Annotated in this window: 16 protein-coding genes; 6 read left to right on the top strand and 10 right to left on the bottom strand. The window is 59.5% G+C overall.

Annotated elements, in window-relative coordinates; all coding sequences use genetic code 11:
* The 5 genes from ACT4OC_RS24215 to opgC form a co-directional block, all read right to left on the bottom strand.
* Nucleotides 1–1767, bottom strand: coding sequence for a cytochrome ubiquinol oxidase subunit I (locus ACT4OC_RS24215; RefSeq protein WP_444841569.1), 1767 nt, complete (start codon nucleotides 1765–1767; stop codon nucleotides 1–3).
* 129 nt (nucleotides 1768–1896) lie between these two features.
* The gene (locus ACT4OC_RS24220; protein WP_444841570.1) at nucleotides 1897–3324 is read right to left on the bottom strand and encodes a sigma-54-dependent transcriptional regulator; all 1428 of its coding nucleotides are present in this window, start codon (nucleotides 3322–3324) and stop codon (nucleotides 1897–1899) included.
* Entirely contained in the window at nucleotides 3317–5734 is a 2418-nt protein-coding gene (locus ACT4OC_RS24225; RefSeq protein ID WP_444841571.1) for an ATP-binding protein, read from the bottom strand. Before ACT4OC_RS24225 ends, ACT4OC_RS24220 begins: the two co-directional genes overlap by 8 nt.
* 236 nt (nucleotides 5735–5970) lie before the next feature.
* Complete coding sequence (locus tag ACT4OC_RS24230) at nucleotides 5971–6585, bottom strand: carboxymuconolactone decarboxylase family protein (RefSeq protein ID WP_444841572.1); 615 nt, start codon at nucleotides 6583–6585, stop codon at nucleotides 5971–5973.
* Between the two features lie 62 nt (nucleotides 6586–6647).
* The gene (opgC, locus tag ACT4OC_RS24235) at nucleotides 6648–7193 is read right to left on the bottom strand and encodes an OpgC domain-containing protein (protein ID WP_444841573.1); all 546 of its coding nucleotides are present in this window, start codon (nucleotides 7191–7193) and stop codon (nucleotides 6648–6650) included.
* Nucleotides 7194–7326: 133 nt separating this feature from the next.
* On the opposite strand from opgC, the gene ACT4OC_RS24240 reads away from it, so the two are divergent.
* Nucleotides 7327–7869, top strand: coding sequence for a carboxymuconolactone decarboxylase family protein (locus ACT4OC_RS24240; RefSeq protein WP_444841574.1), 543 nt, complete (start codon nucleotides 7327–7329; stop codon nucleotides 7867–7869).
* An 89-nt stretch (nucleotides 7870–7958) separates the two neighbouring features.
* Here the strand turns inward: ACT4OC_RS24240 and ACT4OC_RS24245 are convergent, their stop codons facing one another.
* The 3 genes from ACT4OC_RS24245 to ACT4OC_RS24255 all read right to left on the bottom strand — a co-directional run bounded on the left by ACT4OC_RS24245 (nucleotide 7959) and on the right by ACT4OC_RS24255 (nucleotide 11913).
* The gene (locus ACT4OC_RS24245; protein ID WP_444841575.1) at nucleotides 7959–10433 is read right to left on the bottom strand and encodes a thioredoxin domain-containing protein; all 2475 of its coding nucleotides are present in this window, start codon (nucleotides 10431–10433) and stop codon (nucleotides 7959–7961) included.
* Between the two features lie 374 nt (nucleotides 10434–10807).
* Nucleotides 10808–11554 (bottom strand): TIGR04283 family arsenosugar biosynthesis glycosyltransferase, encoded by a 747-nt coding sequence (locus ACT4OC_RS24250; protein WP_444841576.1) that lies wholly within the window; start codon nucleotides 11552–11554, stop codon nucleotides 10808–10810.
* Nucleotides 11551–11913, bottom strand: a complete 363-nt coding sequence (locus tag ACT4OC_RS24255) for an HAD hydrolase-like protein (protein WP_444841584.1) — start codon at nucleotides 11911–11913, stop codon at nucleotides 11551–11553. The genes ACT4OC_RS24250 and ACT4OC_RS24255 overlap by 4 nt, the downstream gene beginning before the upstream one ends.
* Here ACT4OC_RS24255 and ACT4OC_RS24260 point away from each other — a divergent pair.
* The 4 genes from ACT4OC_RS24260 (at nucleotide 11827) to ACT4OC_RS24275 (ending at nucleotide 15489) form a co-directional block, all read left to right on the top strand.
* Complete coding sequence (locus tag ACT4OC_RS24260) at nucleotides 11827–12006, top strand: hypothetical protein (protein ID WP_444841577.1); 180 nt, start codon at nucleotides 11827–11829, stop codon at nucleotides 12004–12006. The genes ACT4OC_RS24255 and ACT4OC_RS24260 overlap by 87 nt on opposite strands.
* Nucleotides 12007–12264: 258 nt before the next feature.
* On the top strand, nucleotides 12265–13704 hold the full coding sequence (locus ACT4OC_RS24265) for a dihydrolipoyl dehydrogenase family protein (protein WP_444841578.1): 1440 nt from the start codon (nucleotides 12265–12267) through the stop codon (nucleotides 13702–13704).
* Between the two features lie 577 nt (nucleotides 13705–14281).
* Nucleotides 14282–14521, top strand: coding sequence for a hypothetical protein (locus tag ACT4OC_RS24270; protein WP_444841579.1), 240 nt, complete (start codon nucleotides 14282–14284; stop codon nucleotides 14519–14521).
* Between the two features lie 254 nt (nucleotides 14522–14775).
* On the top strand, nucleotides 14776–15489 hold the full coding sequence (locus ACT4OC_RS24275; RefSeq protein ID WP_444841580.1) for a DUF6969 family protein: 714 nt from the start codon (nucleotides 14776–14778) through the stop codon (nucleotides 15487–15489).
* Nucleotides 15490–15539: 50 nt separating this feature from the next.
* On the opposite strand, the gene ACT4OC_RS24280 is transcribed toward ACT4OC_RS24275, so the two are convergent.
* Nucleotides 15540–16250 carry a YiiX/YebB-like N1pC/P60 family cysteine hydrolase gene (locus ACT4OC_RS24280; RefSeq protein WP_444841581.1) on the bottom strand — a complete coding sequence of 237 codons (711 nt, stop codon included), beginning with the start codon at nucleotides 16248–16250 and terminating at the stop codon, nucleotides 15540–15542.
* A 202-nt stretch (nucleotides 16251–16452) separates the two neighbouring features.
* Complete coding sequence (locus ACT4OC_RS24285) at nucleotides 16453–16767, bottom strand: LexA family protein (RefSeq protein WP_444841582.1); 315 nt, start codon at nucleotides 16765–16767, stop codon at nucleotides 16453–16455.
* A gap of 25 nt (nucleotides 16768–16792) precedes the next feature.
* Here ACT4OC_RS24285 and ACT4OC_RS24290 point away from each other — a divergent pair.
* Nucleotides 16793–17044, top strand: a 252-nt coding sequence (locus ACT4OC_RS24290) for a helix-turn-helix domain-containing protein (protein ID WP_444841583.1), incomplete at its 3' end; no start/stop codon positions are given.

The following is a 17044-nucleotide window of genomic DNA, read 5'->3' on the forward strand; positions in this document are numbered from 1 at the left end:
TCACGCACCCTCGCGCGATGCTGTCCGCTCGTGCCGTGCCGCCAGTGCAAACACGCACGCAACCAAAACAAAAAAGACAATCACGATGAAGGAAACGAACAGTGTCGCCGAGCCGTGAGTCATTGTGTAGGCGTTCGCACTCTCGTCCGCCACGCGCCCGTAGATGTGCCAGTGTTGACGGATGCCCGATCGGATATAGCCCATTAGCCCCATGAGCCACGTGAAGCTCACGGCAAGAAAGAACAGTGCATATTGGGCGCGCGCAGGGATGCGCCCCCATTCGATGGGCCCAATCTGTTTTGAGCCACGGAACAGTGGAATATCGATGGCGACAAAGACTGCCATCGCAGCAAGCACAGCCGTGACCTGATAGACGGAAAACCCGATGCGGGTGATCGACGGGACGTAGTAACTGTAGACGCCGTAACCGAGAACGACGGCACCGGCGACGGCAATCGCCAGCGTCTGCATGACCTTGCCGGCGCGCGCCCATCTGACCATCGCTACGCGGTTGCCGCGGCGATACAGCATGAACGAGAGGAAAGTCGTGAGGATCATCATGTTCACTGCCGTGTTCTTGGCCGCCATCACGCCGAAGAGTCCGAGAAAGGGATGATGGGAGCCGCCCATCGCCGCCATTTCCGAGCCGGTGGCGATGATCGACCGCGGGGTGGCCCAGACGACGAAGCCGAGAGTGAGGATCAGCATCATCGGTACCTGGAACTTCACGTAGCGCTCGGCTCCCGGGATCCGTTCCATGCCGAGCCAGAGATAGGCGTTAGCCGCAAAGAACAGCGAGCCGATCAGAACCGCCTGCAGGATCCAGAGCCATGAGAAGCCGCCACCCATCATCGAGACGCCCATTTGCTCGCTGAACTGATAGATTTCGCGGCCGAGCCAATAGCCGGCGAACGGCAAGGGAATGAAGGCGGCGATGGCGATGAACGAGCCGACATAGCCCATCCAGTCGAAGCGCCTTCGGTCCTCCTCGCTGGTGGCGGCGAGAAAGCGGACCGCGGCGTAGGCCGCAGCAATTGCGCCACCGAACGCTACGTTGGCGAGCAGACGATGCACATTGATCGGCATCCAGGTGAAATTGTTGATGGCAGCCCACAAGCTGAGGAGTCGACCCGCCTCGTCGAGACCGGCGGGGCTCATCATGAAAGTGACCCAGATGTCCGCCACAAACAGAAGTGCGGTGCCCCACAGGTTGACGAGAAGCCCGAGCAGCAGATGCCAGCGCTTCTTGTCTCCCTGCAGGGAATCCCACGTATACCAGTAAAGATATGCCGCGATTACCTCGCCGAAGATCAAGACAATGTAGAGAAGCCATGTCGGCTTGAACATTGCCTGCATGTATGCAGTGAACTTTGGGTACAAGACAACGAGGAGAACAAGCAGGACCGAGCCGAGCATCGCGGTCATGGTGTAGGCCATCGCCAGCAGCTTGGTGAACTCGCGAGCAAGCTCGTCATATCGGCGTTCTTTCGTGGCTACGCCAATGATTTCGGTGATGAGCGCGAAGATCGGAACGCCGAGGACGAAGGCCGCGAACATCAGATGCAGCTCGGCGACGATCCAGACCGCCACCCGATTTCCCAAGGCCGGCAGCGCGCGGTAGTCCGCGCCCGGCAGCAAACTGGTGACAATGGCTGCCACGAGGTACGTCGCAACCAGCAAAAGCGAGATCTTTAACAGCCCTTTGAACGTACCCAGCAGCGCGCTCGCGGCCGACGGCGGAACGGACTTAGCTGCTTGTCTTGTCAACCTGCTGCCTCCTGTCCGTGCGACGCAAATGCACGGTCAGCAAAAAGCGCGCCACAATCTATCACGGCGAAATTGCCCGCTGGCACGATTGATCAGCGGCTATCCGCGCGATCGCCCCTGATGACGTGGTCAATCTCCGACCACGTGGTTGGAAATTTGCCGGCCTCCGCCCTCCTCCTCTCCCAAGAGCGCGTCCAAACCGAACTGGCGAAGCTTGGTTCGCAGTGTCAGTCGCGAAATCCCCAGATGCTTTGCTGCTTGCGTCTTGTTGTTGCCGCAACGGCGCACGACATTGATGATGTGCCGACGTTCCATTTCAGCGATCGTAAGCTCAACGACCGCATCGGATACTTCCTCTTTGTGCGTGGGGGTGACATATCCACGAGCGAGGATCTCCTTCGGCAAGTGATCCGGCGCAATGACGCGCCCATTGGCAAGGATGACCGATCGTTCGATCACGTTACGAAGCTCGCGCACATTGCCCGGCCACGAATAGATCTGGAGAAGTTCGGCAGTTTCAGGCGCAAGCGCCGGCGCTCTAAGCCCCGTCATTTTTGCAACAAGATCGAGGAAATACTCAGCGAGCGGAAGGACGTCCGATTTTCGCTCGCGGAGCGGTGGAACGTCGATGCTTGCGACATTGATACGATAATACAGGTCCTCACGAAACTGGCCTTTGCATACCATTGCTGGCAAGTCGCGATTCGTGGCGGCCACGAAACGGACGTCGACCGTGATTTCGCTGTGACCCCCGACCCGCCGAAAACTCTGCGTTTCCAGCGCGCGCAGAAGCTTGGGCTGCAGCGATATCGACAAATCACCAATCTCATCGAGAAACATCGTGCCGCCATCCGCAAGCTCGAGCAGCCCACGCTTTCTTGCCTTGGCATCGGTGAAAGCCCCCTTTTCGTGCCCGAACATCTCGGATTCCAGCAGATTCTCGGCGATCGCGGAGCAGTTGACAGTGATCCATGGTCCCTTGGCGCGTGGGCTGAACGAGTGGATGGCCTGGGCAATCCGCTCCTTTCCAGTGCCCGTCTCGCCACGTATCAGGACTGGCGTACGTCCGGCCGCTGCTATCATCCTTGTGATTTCGAGCAACGATAGAAAACTCGGACTTGACCCGATCAGGCCGTTGAGAGGCGTCACGCGCCTCATGTTGGCGCGCAGCCGCTCCACCTCGTTGCGCAAGCGCTGGGTCTCGAGCGCTCGGTGAATGAGACCCTTCAAGTCGTCGAGGTCAAATGGCTTGTTGAGATAATCGTAGGCACCGCCCTTTAGCGCCGCAATCGCAGTCCGCACTTCCGGATATGCGGTCATGATCACAATGAGGGCGTAATCGTCGAATTCCCGTATCGTCTGGGTGATCGCAACTCCGTTCGCGTCCGGGAGTCGCAAGTCGAGGAAGATCAGCTCGAAAGCAATTTCCCGAGCAAACTTTACGGCACCTGCGCCGTCGACCGCCTCTCGAACCTCATACCCCTGCTTTGCCAGGAACTCCGCCAGGGTCTCGCGGATGGTCGCGTCGTCATCGACAATGAGAATCTTATCAGCCATTTTTCAATACGGAGGCACGAAGCGAACACGCGTCCCGCTTGGCCACCGTCCCATCGATCGTTGCTGGCGCCGCCGTCGGCCAGTCAATGTCAAACCGGCTACCCTTGCCGACTTCGCTTGTGACCAAGATATTGGCGCCATGTTGGATGGCGATCTTCTTGACAATTGCCAAACCCAATCCAGAGCCGCCGTCACGCGTCGTGAAGAACGGGTCAAAGATTCGCGACAGTACTTCTTTTGAAATTCCCACTCCGCTGTCTTCGATCGAAAAGCGCATTCGAACCAAATCGTCCGAATCGCAATGTGCGCAATCTAATCCGCCTCTCGATATGACGATGTACCCCTTCTTCGGAATCGCCTGAATGGCATTGATAACCAGATTCAACAGTAGTTGCTTGAGCTGGTTGGGATCCGCCCATAACAGTGCGTCGCTATTCGCGAGCGTCCTCAATTCAATGTCGATACCGCGCGTCGCCGCCTCCTTGCGTGTCCATAGCAATACGTCGTCCAAGACGTCCTCCAGACGGCAAGGGACAGGGTGGAACTCCTGCGGTGCCACGAAACCACGAAAGGTCCGAAGGAAGTCCGACAATCGATCAATCTCGCCTTCGATCCGCAAGAGATGTCTTTCAACGTGAGAATTTTCAGAGTCTTCATCGAGCAGGACTTGAACGACCGCTTTCATGCCGGCAAGCGGATTGCCGATCTCGTGAGCGAGCGCCATCGCCAGTTCGCCCATCGTTGTCATCCTCTCCATCTGGAACATCTGGCGGTCGAGCTCGCGTCGCTCCTCCTGCAGCTGACGTTCGTTGCTCACGTCACGCGCAACGACAATGTAGCCTTCGGGCGCACCGTCACGTGCGACCGGCGTAATGTTAAGTGACAGCGTCTTATTGCCCAAATGGAGATCACGGAGACCGGGTCCTGGCTTGCCGCCGTTGGTGCCCCGCGCGCACTCGACCCAGTCAGGCCAGAATTCCGAGAAATTGCGACCGAGCACGTTCCCCCTTGCCTGAGCAAAAAGCCGGGCCGCGGCCGCATTGGCCAACTCGATCGCTCCCGAACGCGACAACGAGACTATTCCATCCCCTGTGCCTTCGATGATTGTCGACAGTTTCTTCCGCTGGCGCTCCAGTGCGGCGGTTCGCTCGCGTACCTGTTCCTCGAGGTGCTGACGCTGGCTCTCTAGCGACGCATAGTATCTCTCTAACTCCGCAGCCATCGAATTGAACCGATGGCCGAGATCCGCGATCTCATCGGTCCCCCTGAGTTGAATGCGGCGGGTAAAGTTCTTCGCCGCGACCGCCTCCGTTTCCGCGCGGAGTATGGTGAGCGGTCGCAATAGTCGCCGCGACACAAGAAAGCCAGCGACCCCGGTGACAGCGAGACTTAAGGCCAAGACCGCATACAGGAAATACAGATTGAAGACGGCCGCGAATAGCTGCCTGCGAGGAATTGCCAGTATGATTCGCCAATCTTGAGATCCGGTCGCTTGAAAGGTGGCGAGATCCGGACTCCTCAAGTTTACCGGCGCGTACGCAATAATCCATTCATCCAGAGTTTTCGTTCCGCGCTCCCCAAGAAGAACACGACTGAGCATGCTGCGTGGATATGTTTCTGCAAGTGCGTTCAGCGATTTCATCTTGAAGGAGCCGTCATGCTTCGCTGACCTGGAGAGATACCAGCCCGCTCGATCAACGAGGTACGCGATTCCATCCCTGACCTCGGCCATCTGTTGGATGGGATCGAGAATAACGGCCGCGTGTAGGTTAATGACCAGTAGTCCGTGAATGACGTCATTCTCATCGGCGATTGGAGTCCCGAACCGAATGACTGGTTTCTCCGGAGACTCGGGCGCCCCGTTTTCAACATTCAGATCTAACGGAGAAACATAGATCTCGCGGGGATTGAGGGGTAGAATTTCCTGGACATAGTAGCGGCGCGATTTGTCCTGGAGTTCCTCCTCCGGAACGACGTAGATGGAGTCGTTCCTGCGATCCACCCGGACGATTTCACGACCGGATGCATCGATGTATCTGATCTGATAAATGTAAGGATAAGCATGCGCGACCGATGAGAAATCGCGTTCGAGGCGATTTCGTACCTTCCTGAACTGTGGCAGATCGGTCGGGTCGGTTCGAACTAGTTCATCGAAGGCGGATGAGCTTGCGATGTACAGAAGTTCACTCGATAACTGGCCGAAAAAGCGCGCAATGCCCTCCGAGCGTGCGGCGACTTCCTGTTGCAGATGGGTCAGTGTTTCCCGTTTCAAGGCATCGACGGAGAAGAAGATGCCAACGAGTCCGGCGACCGAAGTAGGGACCACCGCTGCCAAGAGAAACGCGGCATAGATCTTGGAGGAAAGGCCCCTCATCCGAGGCAGCAGCAAGGACTTGAAGCTCGCGTTCATTCAGGCTCCAAGAGCTTTGCCGCATCGCCCAAGCCCACCGTCGCGCTTAATCGGAGGTCGCCCGCTTGGGCATTCCTCGGCGCAGTCCAGCGTCGCGACACTGCTGAAGCTGCGCCAGGATCGACAAGGTCACATTGATCTAGCGCAAATCGGAAACAGTGACAGGCCAAGGCCGTCTCGGCGCTGTCCGCTAATGGGCAGGGCCGGTCGGGTACGGCCCCACGGCCCTCGAAATCTCATGATTGGTCTGGCCCAGGATTGGCTGACACACTTTGTCCCGCTGCATCGGAGCCGGCGACCACCTCCGGACGCAGGACGCGACAGAACCCCTGCGGCCGGACGTCCAGCGCGGCGTTGAACTTGCTGGACATGTTTTGGAAAGCGATAAGTGCAGTCAGCTCAACAATGGCTTCGTCACTGAAGTATTGTCGAAGTGTTTCAAACTCTTGGTCACCTACCTGAATGTCCGATCGCGTCATCGCCTCGGCATAGCCGAGCGCTGCCCGCTCGCGGTCGTCGAACAGGCTACCCTCACGCCACTGTGATAAGCTGGAGAGTTTTTCCATACTGGCCCCGCGTTCAAGCAAGGCTGCTGAATTGAGGTCGACACAGAATGCGCACCAGTTGATCTGAGATACGCGGACTGTGACTAACGAGCGCAAGGCGGGATCGATCGGCGAGAGTTTGTGGTCGATCATGCCGTAGAGGAACGCCACGCCAAGAAACAGCCCTGGGGAGCGCGCCCACATCAGCGAGGACTCAAGCTCCTTGCCAAATTTCCGTCGCTGGTTCCAAAGGAACGGACGCAGGTACCAGGGGCAGTCAGATACTTCTCGCGGCTTGATACGCATGATTCAGTCCACGCCAGCCCTCCCCTTGTTGGGTTAGATGTGGCGGGGCGCCTTGATCCAAATCAAATTCCTACACGTCGTTTGGTAACGGAAGAGGCGGTCTTTGTGCTTTCCTCAGGATTGATCGACCAGTTTGTCGTAAGCTTTGCAGTCCGCCGCTTCGCCCGACCTGAAACGGAAGGCGATCGTCTTCTCGAATCCGCGGCCGTGAATCGATTCGCGATTTTGGCGCCACCCAATTTCCCCACGTCTCTGATGGCTTCGTCCGAAGGACCTCCTGGCGGCGATCTCGGCCGCCTTTCGAGCCTCTTCGACCACGATCTGTAATAGGCAATGGCCGTCATCAGGCCAATTCCAGCCATGCTCACGAGGATTTCGGCGAGCAGCGATGCCGAGATCTCCTCGAGCAGGAAGTGGGCAATGAACGAGAGCAAGAGGCCGCGCGATCCCCATCGCGCTTGGTGCCTTCGCCGTAGGCTGGCTTGAAAACCTGAATATTCTTTCGCGGTATCGACGCGGCTTTCGAAATCGCCGGCGGCCTCACGTTGATCGTGATGAAACTCTACTGCCGAACGCGGTTTATATCTGGATACCGGAACTAGCGGCATGAACCGATAGTGGTCATTGACTCAGTCAGAGGGTTGCGAATCGCAGCGCGAGCGCGCGTGACGCCAGTGCATGATACGGGACGCGAGGGATGGTACAGTCAAAAGACACCCCGCTACATCCGGAGGATAACCGATGCCCTTTCTCCCATCGCTCCGCAAAGGGGCGACCTTGCTTGATCTTTTCAAGGCGTTTCCGCAGACGAGCACACCACTGCTCCAGTTTCACGAGGTTCTGCTGCGCGGCCCTTCACCGTTCACCGAAGGCGAAAGGGAACTGATCGCGGCTTACGTCTCGGGCCTCAACCAATGTCGGTACTGCAAGGGCGTGCATACAGCAACGGCTGAGCTGCTGGGCGTGGCTCCCGATTGGGTTGGGAGCGCCAGCGATATCGAGGCCGCGCCGATCGAGGAAAAAATGAAGCCGGTCCTGCAATACGCTCGAAAGCTTACGCAGCAGGCAACCAGCGTGAGCCAAGCGGACGCCGACGCGATTTTCACCGCAGGTTGGGACGAAGCCGCGCTCTATCACACGGTGGCGGTGACTGCGCTCTTCAATTTCATGAACCGCCTTGTTGAAGGCGTCGGCATCACGCTGGATCCGAGCTACATCAAACCCGCCTCCGAGCGACTCGCCAAGGGAGGTTACCTGCCGCTCATCGAAATGTTGAAATCCTGAGCGCGGCGGCACTGTCTTTGAGGCGACCCCGCGACGGTTGCAAAGCCACCGAGGCGCGATGGGGAGCGCCTCATCGTTTCGAGTGCGGCTCACTTGTCGCTTACGGCGATCGAAATCGGCAGCGTCGAGGGTGGCAGGCAGACCTGTTCGGTACACGCCTGCGCCGTGACGGAGCCTTGAATTGGATCGATTCCCTGCAGGCTATCCTTGGAGAAATTGGCGACGACTACCACCGACCCCTCGTAAACATCGAGTCCCTCGGGCGCGAACCGCGAGGTAAATCGAACCGACTTCGGATACTCGACGTTCGCCGGCTTGACACCTTTGAACTCTAGGGCCGTCGGAATCAGGAAGTCGTAAGAAGCTGGGTTGGCATTGATGTGGAAGTTGTCATCCACCTTGATCGTGACGACAATCGCCTTTCCCTCCGGGACCGACTTGACGGAAGCGGCCACGTGGACGTGATCGGCTGAAGCCAGCCCACGGAGGTCGCCTTGCGGATTTTTGCCCGTTGCCGCGTTCGCAGCCGGCGCATTCTGGCGTGTTGAAGGCGGCGGATAGCGATTGAGCGTCGCGATGGCAGATGCCCATGCCTCGGGACGATCCTTGAATTGACCGCTCAACCGATGGACCGCGCTCGTCGCCGCGGTGAGATAGCGCGCCTCACCGGAGGCCGCATGTAGCCTGAGAAGCAGATCGATGGCCATCGACGTGCCGGACGGCATTTCCAGGTCGCCCTCATCTGTGATCGGAATCAGCAGACTTTCTTCATTCAGTGTCGTGGAGAACGAGCCATCGGGCCGGCTGAACCGGTCAAGCATCCTGTCGGCGAGCTCAGCTGCGCGCTTCTGCCATATCTTGTCGCCTGTCGCGTCGAGCAGCGACATGAGGGCCGATCCGAGAGAGGCATAGTCTTGCAGGAACGCGTCAGTCTGCGCGCGACCACGGAAGACCTCATGTTTGAGGATGCCCGTCTTGTCGTCGTATGCGAGCGTCCAGAGGCGCTCGGCGGACGTTTTTGCCAAATTCACGAATTCGGCCTGGTTCAGGATTCGCCCGCTGTCCGCGAGAGCCGCAATGGCGAGCCCATTCAATACAACTACCATCTTTTCGTCACGCGCCGGTTGGGGGCGCTTCTCCCGGACGGCCATCAGCGCGGCCCGGCCCGACGAGAATGCAGCAAGCATCTCTGAAGCATCGTTAAAGCGCGCGCCCTTCAGCGTCTGGTTGATAGGCACCCGCAGCCGCAACACGGCGGGCGGCTCGCCATTGACGCTCTGCGGATGCGCTATGTCAGGGACATTTGGCCTCGGTAGCGGCGTCAATCCATAAACACTGAGAAATCGCTCCGCCTCCTTGGCGCCCAAAATCGATATGATCTCCCCGCGCGTCCACAGATAGCCTGCCCCTTCCACGCCATCCAGCTGCGCATCGCGCGCGGTGTAAAAGCCGCCTTCCGGCGCCATCGCGTCCCTTGCCAGATACCGGGCGGTCTCAAGGGCGACTTCCTTGTACAGCGGCTTCTTTGCCAGCTGAAACGCCGTCGAATAGAGTTGAAGGAGCTGCGCATTGTCATAGAGCATTTTCTCGAAATGCGGGACCGACCACGACGGCTCGGTGCTGTAGCGGTGGAAGCCGCCGGCAAGGTGATCGTGGATGCCGCCGAAGGCGACGGCATCGAGCGTGGCCAGGACATTCGACAGGGCCTGCGGCGTGCGATTGAGCCGATAGTCGGTCAGCAGCAGGGCAAGACGCGGCGCATGCGGAAACTTGGTGCCGCTGCGCCGATCCGCAAAGCCACCCGCCAGCGGATCGAATTGCGGCAACAACTTATCGCGCGCCTTGGCGAGCCACGCAGCCGGATCGACCGGTGCGTTGCCCTGGCCACTCGCGGCTGACTGCAGTTGGCGCAGCGTGGCCGTAACCTTTTCACCAACACCCAACACGTTGGCCCGATCGGACGCCCATGCCTGACTGAGCGCGGCGAGAATGGTTGGAAATCCAGGCCCCGAGCGTGGATCATCCTTCGGCGGGAAGTAGCTGCCCGCATAAAAGGGCTTGAGATCCGGCGTCAGAAACAGATTGTTCGGCCAACCGCCTCCTCCGGTCATGATCTCGCGCGCTAGCATGTAGATGCGATCCACATCGGGCCGCTGTTCGCTGTCGACCTTCACATTGATGAACCATTGGTTCATCAATTTCGCGATGTCCGGATTCGAGTAGATCGTCCGCTCCGCAACGTGGCACCAGAAGCAGGTGCTGTAGCCGACCGAGAGGAAGATCGGCTTGTTCTCCCTTTTTGCCTTCGCGAAGGCCTCCGGCCCCCAGGGATACCAGTCGACTGGATTGTGGGCGTGCAGCAGCAAATAGGGATCGTTGGAATCGATCAGCCTGTTGGTATATTCATGCTTGGCGGTGGAATGATTGGGAGAGAGTCCGCTTCCTGCCGTATCCTCGACCATCGCTCCGTCCGCGTGATGCCAGATCATCCCGGCCACGACGGCAAGCCCAACGCAAGTTCGTTTAAGAAGACGCCCAGCCATCCCGATCATGAACCCGGTCATCGCGATGACCCCTGTTGACCAAAGTCGCCGCAGAGGGCCGCAACGACACGCTAGCACCACAACCTCGGCGCAGCCCCGGGGCGGTCAGGTCAAATTCATGTGACGAATGGAAGCCCGATCGCAGGGTTCCTAAGGGGCAGAATTGCCTCGAACTGGTCCAGCGGCTTCACGCTATGGGATTGGCTACACGGCACGCTGGGGCTCAACGTCCCACAGGCGGCGATAACGACGGGAGTCCCAGCATATCGTCGGCCCGCCGAGGTGACGCTGCCGAAACTCGTGCGAATGCCGTTCGAACACCAGCGCGGCAGCTTCCTGTTGCCAAACGGCCGGACACCGGAACTTGCGAATCGCGGCCGGCGCGGCAGAAAGGTTCAGCTAGTGCCTTGAGGGTTCGAACCGGCCCCACCGAACCCGCCGGCAGCCTGAGCGCGCACTGTCGGTTGTTGCCTCATATACATGATGGCCAAGCGGTCTGGTGAAACGCCTAGCCAAAACAGGAAGTGAAGCTTCATCCAGCCATAGACTATTTCGGAAGCCCGGCGCCCCTCGAAGCGCCGGGATGATGTTATGAGCGGCGGGTCTGCAATGCAGCATGTCTTACCGTAGCGCTCCATTCGGGCGACGAAGTCAAGATCCTCCATGACGGGGATGGCGCGCATACCACCGATCGCGTCATAGGCGGAGCGCCGAACGAAAATGCCGGAATCTCCATAATAGAGCCGCAGGTAACGAAGCCAGCCGTACACGCGGGTGAGGCCTCTGCTGAATCGATCTCCGCCATCAAACAGGAGGCGGAAATTGCCGCCGACTATGTTCGGCGACCCTGCGAGGATCTGCGCGATGCTTCGCAATCCTTCCTCCGGAAACACCGTGTCAGCATGGAGGAAGAAAAGCACGTCACCGCGCGCTTCGGTGACGCCCCTCGATAGCTGCGTCCCGCGCCCTGGCTTCGAGAGAACCACCTTCGCTCCCATCTGCTGTGCGATCTCAGCGCTTCCATCCAAGCTGCCGCCATCCACGACGATGACCTCATGCTCGGTTTTCTCCCTGGTAAGCACCTGAAGCAGAGGCGGCAGCCTGGCGGCCTCGTCGAGGACGGGAATGATGATCGAGATCATGCGCTCGCCCCAGCCTCGTTCAGGACGGTGAAAAGCCTTGCGACCTCGTTCAGGCTTTCCCCGATCACATCGGGAGCATTCATTGTCTTCGGAAACCTTTGACCACGTGCCACAAAGCCCGCCATCAGGCCCGCGGCTCTTGCGCCGTGAACGTCCCATGCGTGGGTGGCGACAAGCGCAAGCTCGCGGGCATCGACCGTGGCAATCCGGGCAGCATGGAGATACACATCCTTGCGCGGCTTTGATACCTTCACCTCGTCGACCGAAACGATGTGATCGACGAAGGGCATCAGATTGGCTCGCTCCAGGAGAGCCTTGGTGACGGCAGCCGCGCCATTGCTGATGGCAATGATCCCGATCCCGGCCGAGTTCAGGGCCTCGAATGCCTGCCCTGTATCGTCACGGGCGGGGAGTTCCGAAATCGTGCTCAGCAGCAGTTGCTTGGCGTTTGACCATGATGACAGCCTCGAGACCCAACAGTACTGAGCTGTACTTCAGCGTTCCGGCGGGGGACAGCATAACACTGACCGCCGCCCGGCATCATGCCGCCGGCGGGGTCCACATGTCGATACGCGGTTCGCTCGGCCCCGTGTAGAGGTTACAGCGACGTTGCAGCCACTACGAAGAATTCTTCAGGCAAGAAGGCTGAGCCGGACACAAATCTTTGAACCCGGCGCGATCGGGCCGATTGATACAAATAGGACGCGTGGATGCGGGATGAAGCGGATACAGCAATGCGGCGCGTGGATCTTTGTGTCATTGGCGGAGGAGCGGCCGGACTTTCGGTGTCGGCCGGCGCTGCCCTTCTTGGCCTCAAGGTCGTTCTCATTGAGCGCGATCGAATGGGTGGCGAATGCCTGAACACAGGCTGCGTGCCGTCAAAGGCGTTGCTCGCCGCCGCGAAGACCGCGCAGACCGTTCGCGACGCGACATCGTTTGGCATCGACGCAAGCCCGATGGTCGACTTCAAGCGTGTCCATGCCCATGTGCGATCAGCCATCGATTCGGTTGCACCGCACGATTCGGTCGAGCGATTCCGGAAGCTGGGAGTGGAGGTGATCCGGGGCGAAGCGCGCTTCCTCGATAGCCGCACCATTTCCGTCAATGGGACGAGTTTCCGCGCCAAACGCGCCGTGATCGCGACCGGCTCCGAGCCGGCAGTACCCGAGATCGCCGGGCTCCACGACGTTCCGTTTTTTACTAATGAGAACATTTTCGATAACGATACGCTTCCGGAGCACCTCATCATCCTGGGTGGCGGACCAATCGGAGTGGAAATCGGACAGGCCTACCGGCGTCTTGGCGCGGCCGTGACCATTCTTGAACGTGACAAGGCCATGCCGAAGGACGATCCCGAGCTCGCCCGTGCGCTGTTGCAGCGTCTGGCGGCTGAGGGAATCGCCATCCGTGAAAACGCGCAGGTGAAAGTCGTCGCACGCGAGGGCCAGGAAGTCCGCGTCACAGTGGAAGACGCAGGTCAATCCACGCAGGTTTCCGGTTCGCATCTCCTCGTTGCAACAGGACGCAGGGCAAGGACTGCCGGACTTGGACTGCAAGCGGCGGGCGTCGAGCATGACGAGCAAGGGATAAAGGTCGATCATTACCTGCAGACCACGCAGCGCGGAATCTACGCGGCGGGCGATGTCATCGATGGTCCGCGCTTCACCCACGTGTGCTCGTACCATGCCGGCATAATCGTCAGAAATGCCCTGTTCCGTTTGCGCGCGAAGGTCGACTATCGATCACTGCCTTGGGTGACGTACACCGACCCGGAACTCGCGCAAGTCGGGCTGACCGAAGAACTGGCCCGAAAGCAGCACGGCGACGAGATTCGGGTGATCCGCGTCCAGTCCAGCGACAACGACCGTGCGCTTGCCGAGCGGCGCAGCGAGGGCATGCTCAAGCTGGTCGCCGATCGCCGGGGCCGTGTGCTCGGCGCGTCCATCCTGGGAGCGCACGCCGGCGAACTCGCACAGCTTTGGATCATTGCCATTGAGCAAAAAGTGAAGCTTGGGGCGATCGCCCAGATGATTGCACCCTACCCCACATGGGGTGAACTCAACAAAGCGGCGGCGTCGGAATTCGCCAAGCCCTTGCTGACGCATTGGCTGACCCGCGGCGCTGCCAGAGCTCTATCCTGGTTGCCTTGAGCGAGGTTTCCAATGAACGCGCCGAACAGATCCCCCTTGATGGACAGACAGCGTCGATCTCTACCGCGCCTTCCGCGAAGGCGGTTGAAACCTCCGGCCGACGACTCCGCATGATACGAGACGGCCCGAATATTTACCAATCCGAGATTATGGCCTGATTGGCGACTGCCACGGGTCGGCACTTGTCGGCCGCGACGGTTCGATCGACTGGTGTTGCCTGCGCCGGTCCGGACACGTAACCGACGCTAGGCGGCGTTTCCCTCTCGCCCCGTGGGCGGACGTGTCCAACTTTCCTTGGCTAACCCGGTAACCTCTTCTGTTCCTCGGGCGAACGGCTGCAGCGAGGCGTGAGTACGCTCGCGCTGCCATCCGACGGAGACAGACAAGACGGTGCTTTTCCACACTCGCGCGCCGGCACGCCGTTGAAGGGTGCGGCCTTCGTCGGCATCGGTGCATGTGTCCTCACCGCCTCGACAACGTCACCGGGGCATCCCTTACGCGCGCCATGCCGTACCGGCTGGTGTCCGTAACGACGGGGTTCTGAGACCCGTCGATTTTTCAAACGAAGGAGACCGATATGGGTACGCTCAAGAAATCACTGCAAACGCTCACTTCCATCGCCGCAATCGGCGGCATGATCGCCGCCGCACCAGTGCCGGCAGCAGCACAGGGGAAAAATCCCTGTGCCCCCAAGAGTTCGCAGCAAAGCACCAATCCGTGTGCGGCGAAGGGCAAGAAGGCTGCGAATCCTTGTGCGCCGAAGGCTGCAAACCCCTGCGCGCCGAAGGCTGCAAATCCCTGCGCGCCGAGAAAGTAGCGTCCCCTTAGTTCTGGCGCTGAAGCCGGCTCAGACGTACCATGGTAGCATCGGAGACGATGGGCACACGCCGTCTTCGATTACAGCTTCGAACCAAGCGGCCTGCTACGACGGAGGCAGGTCAAATCGACGCGGCGACGCTGCGCCTTCGACGGAAGCTGTTCAATAGAGGAGTGATCGCGATGTCACCAACTCCGAAGGGTGGCCCTGGTCCGGTCCCGAAATCGGCTCTTGCGCAAGAAGTGTTGTCGCGGATGGCCGATGCCGCAATCGATGTCGTCGACTGTCTACGGGATCTGAACGAATCCGGAAGCAACCTGGTCATGGAGGCATTGCGGGGTAGCGACGGCTTCACCGAATGGGCGCACTACCCGTCAAATGAGGTGCACGATCCCGGATCTCACGCCCATTATTACCTCCATGCCCATTCCCCTGATGATCGGGACCGTTCGGACTATGCCCATTTCCATACATTCATAGGACCGAAGGGCATACCATCCGGAATTCGCCCCGCGGCGACGAACCGCCAAGGGCCTCGCCAGGCGGTTGGCGATGAAGGTATGACGCATCTTATCGCCATTTCGATGACGCCAACCGGGATGCCGGAGCGCCTGTTTACCACCAATCGCTGGGTGACGGCCGAAACGTGGTATCGGGCGCCCGATGTCATCGCCATGCTGGATGGATTTGTTGTCAACGTCGAGCACCCATCGCATATCCTCAACCGATGGCTCACGGCCATGTTCGTGTTGTTCAGGCCGCAGATTGAGTGCCTGCTTCTCGAGCGCGATCGCGTGATCGAGCGGTGGCGCATCTTGCATCCGGAAGAGGATGTCTTCGAGGATCGTCGGCTGGACATCGCATCGTCGATCGATATCTCGCTTCATCAGCATATCGAGTGGATCGATAGTGCTCTTGAGGGAGGTTCGGCCGCCGCCGAAGAAGTCCATGACGTAGCAACGCATTGATCTTCCGACTGGAACACCTACGACCGCGTGTCACGCCTGGGAGGCAGGATTTAGGCGAAACCTACTCGCGAGTTGCCACCTCTCTGAGACGCGCCCACATCATTCGCGGCTTCAGCCCATTTCAGGGCCCTGAAGTCAAATCCGCTCTCGATCGTCGGTTTGACGACGCGGAAATAGGGCGAAACATCGAAATCGCGCGGCACGAACAGCGAATGGTGCCGGATGTGCATGATCTCATCAATGCAATCTGGACACTCCCCGGTTGCTGCGGCGCGATACTCGATACAGGGAAGCACCGGATAGTGCACCGATTGGAAGGCTTGCGCGATCAGCGTAGAACAGATCGCACGGGTCGGATCGCCGCTCCCGAAGGCGATCATGCGGCGACGAAACCGCGTAGGGACCGGCGGAGTCGGCAGCAGATAGCGAGCAAGATCGATGACATTCTTGAGATCGTAGCGGTGTCCGAGCCGGTCGATCGCAAATCCGATGACGGCTTGCCGCTCTTCCTCGCTGAGCCCCACCGCCCGGCAGATTCGAGTGGGCCTTCCGGCAAACGCCTCGATACCGACGCTGCGAATGCCTTGAAGGAGATCGGCTTCAATGAAGCAGTGAGTCGGGTCATGGAGTCGCCCGTTGCCGTGCGTGCCGACAAAGAGCGCCGCGTGAGACCATGTCGACTGCGTAAGGTATTTTATCGCAGTAGCGATCTGCGAATTGCCTTCGACCAGCAGGACGTCAGCTGGCTCGAGATAGCGCAAGAGCCGGTCCGGCGGACTGGGCGGAGACGCGGCGCGGAGAGGCCGTTCCCTGCTCAAAAAGGCCGCGAGAGCCTGACCAACCTGCTCCGATACTTTGCGCAGTAGAACCACCTTCGCCCTGAAAACGCGTTTCTCCTACATCGGGTAGTTCGTTGCTGCGGGATGTCCTGTTACATCAGCTCGAGGCTTAACTAGTGCCTCGTCACAGAGGATTTGACTGGTTGATTTCGAGCCATTTGAGAATTGGGAATTCGTCTTTGGGAACGAGGAGTTCGATGCTTCGGGCGACGCCGGGTTGACGTCGGATAAGACCGGCTCGTTCGAGGGTGACGACCATCTGGTGAACCGAAGGTGGGCTGACGCGGAAATGGCGCTGCATGTCGGCTTCTGCGGGAGAGCACCGGAACATGTACGAGTAGGTGTAAATGAAGGCGAGGTACTCGCCTTGCCTTTCGGTGAAGCCTTGCGCGCCGGGGCGACGGGCGGCGCCCGATTTCTGATTCATTTGTCGATTCATCCGGCTCTCCGACAAGGGGGGCGAGATGAATGTACGTTATCGGGTCGAACTGAGCCAAGCCGAACGCGACGAACTGACCACGATGCTGAGCAAGGGCAAATGCGCCGTCCGCAAGCTCAAGCGAGCCCAGATCCTGCTGACGGCGGACGCCGGCCGCAGCGACGAGGAAATTGCCCGCACCGTGGCGGTGGGCGGCTCCACCGTGTACCGGACCAAGCGGCGCTTCGTGGAAGGCAATCTGGAACGGGCGCTGAGCGAGGAGCCGCGTCCCGGGGCG

This window comes from Bradyrhizobium sp., from assembly GCF_052389815.1.
Classification (GTDB): domain Bacteria; phylum Pseudomonadota; class Alphaproteobacteria; order Rhizobiales; family Xanthobacteraceae; genus Bradyrhizobium.

What these genes read in the sequence shown, in the direction of transcription:
- ACT4OC_RS24285 (WP_444841582.1), bottom strand. Translation starts at nt 16,767, where the DNA reads ATGAATCGACAAATGAATCAGAAATCGGGCGCCGCCCGTCGCCCCGGC.
- ACT4OC_RS24275 (WP_444841580.1), top strand. Translation starts at nt 14,776, where the DNA reads ATGGCCGATGCCGCAATCGATGTCGTCGACTGTCTACGGGATCTGAAC.
- ACT4OC_RS24270 (WP_444841579.1), top strand. Translation starts at nt 14,282, where the DNA reads ATGGGTACGCTCAAGAAATCACTGCAAACGCTCACTTCCATCGCCGCA.
- ACT4OC_RS24240 (WP_444841574.1), top strand. Translation starts at nt 7,327, where the DNA reads ATGCCCTTTCTCCCATCGCTCCGCAAAGGGGCGACCTTGCTTGATCTT.
- ACT4OC_RS24265 (WP_444841578.1), top strand. Translation starts at nt 12,265, where the DNA reads ATGCGGGATGAAGCGGATACAGCAATGCGGCGCGTGGATCTTTGTGTC.
- ACT4OC_RS24220 (WP_444841570.1), bottom strand. Translation starts at nt 3,324, where the DNA reads ATGGCTGATAAGATTCTCATTGTCGATGACGACGCGACCATCCGCGAG.
- ACT4OC_RS24225 (WP_444841571.1), bottom strand. Translation starts at nt 5,734, where the DNA reads ATGAACGCGAGCTTCAAGTCCTTGCTGCTGCCTCGGATGAGGGGCCTT.
- opgC (WP_444841573.1), bottom strand. Translation starts at nt 7,193, where the DNA reads ATGCCGCTAGTTCCGGTATCCAGATATAAACCGCGTTCGGCAGTAGAG.
- ACT4OC_RS24245 (WP_444841575.1), bottom strand. Translation starts at nt 10,433, where the DNA reads ATGACCGGGTTCATGATCGGGATGGCTGGGCGTCTTCTTAAACGAACT.
- ACT4OC_RS24230 (WP_444841572.1), bottom strand. Translation starts at nt 6,585, where the DNA reads ATGCGTATCAAGCCGCGAGAAGTATCTGACTGCCCCTGGTACCTGCGT.
- ACT4OC_RS24250 (WP_444841576.1), bottom strand. Translation starts at nt 11,554, where the DNA reads ATGATCTCGATCATCATTCCCGTCCTCGACGAGGCCGCCAGGCTGCCG.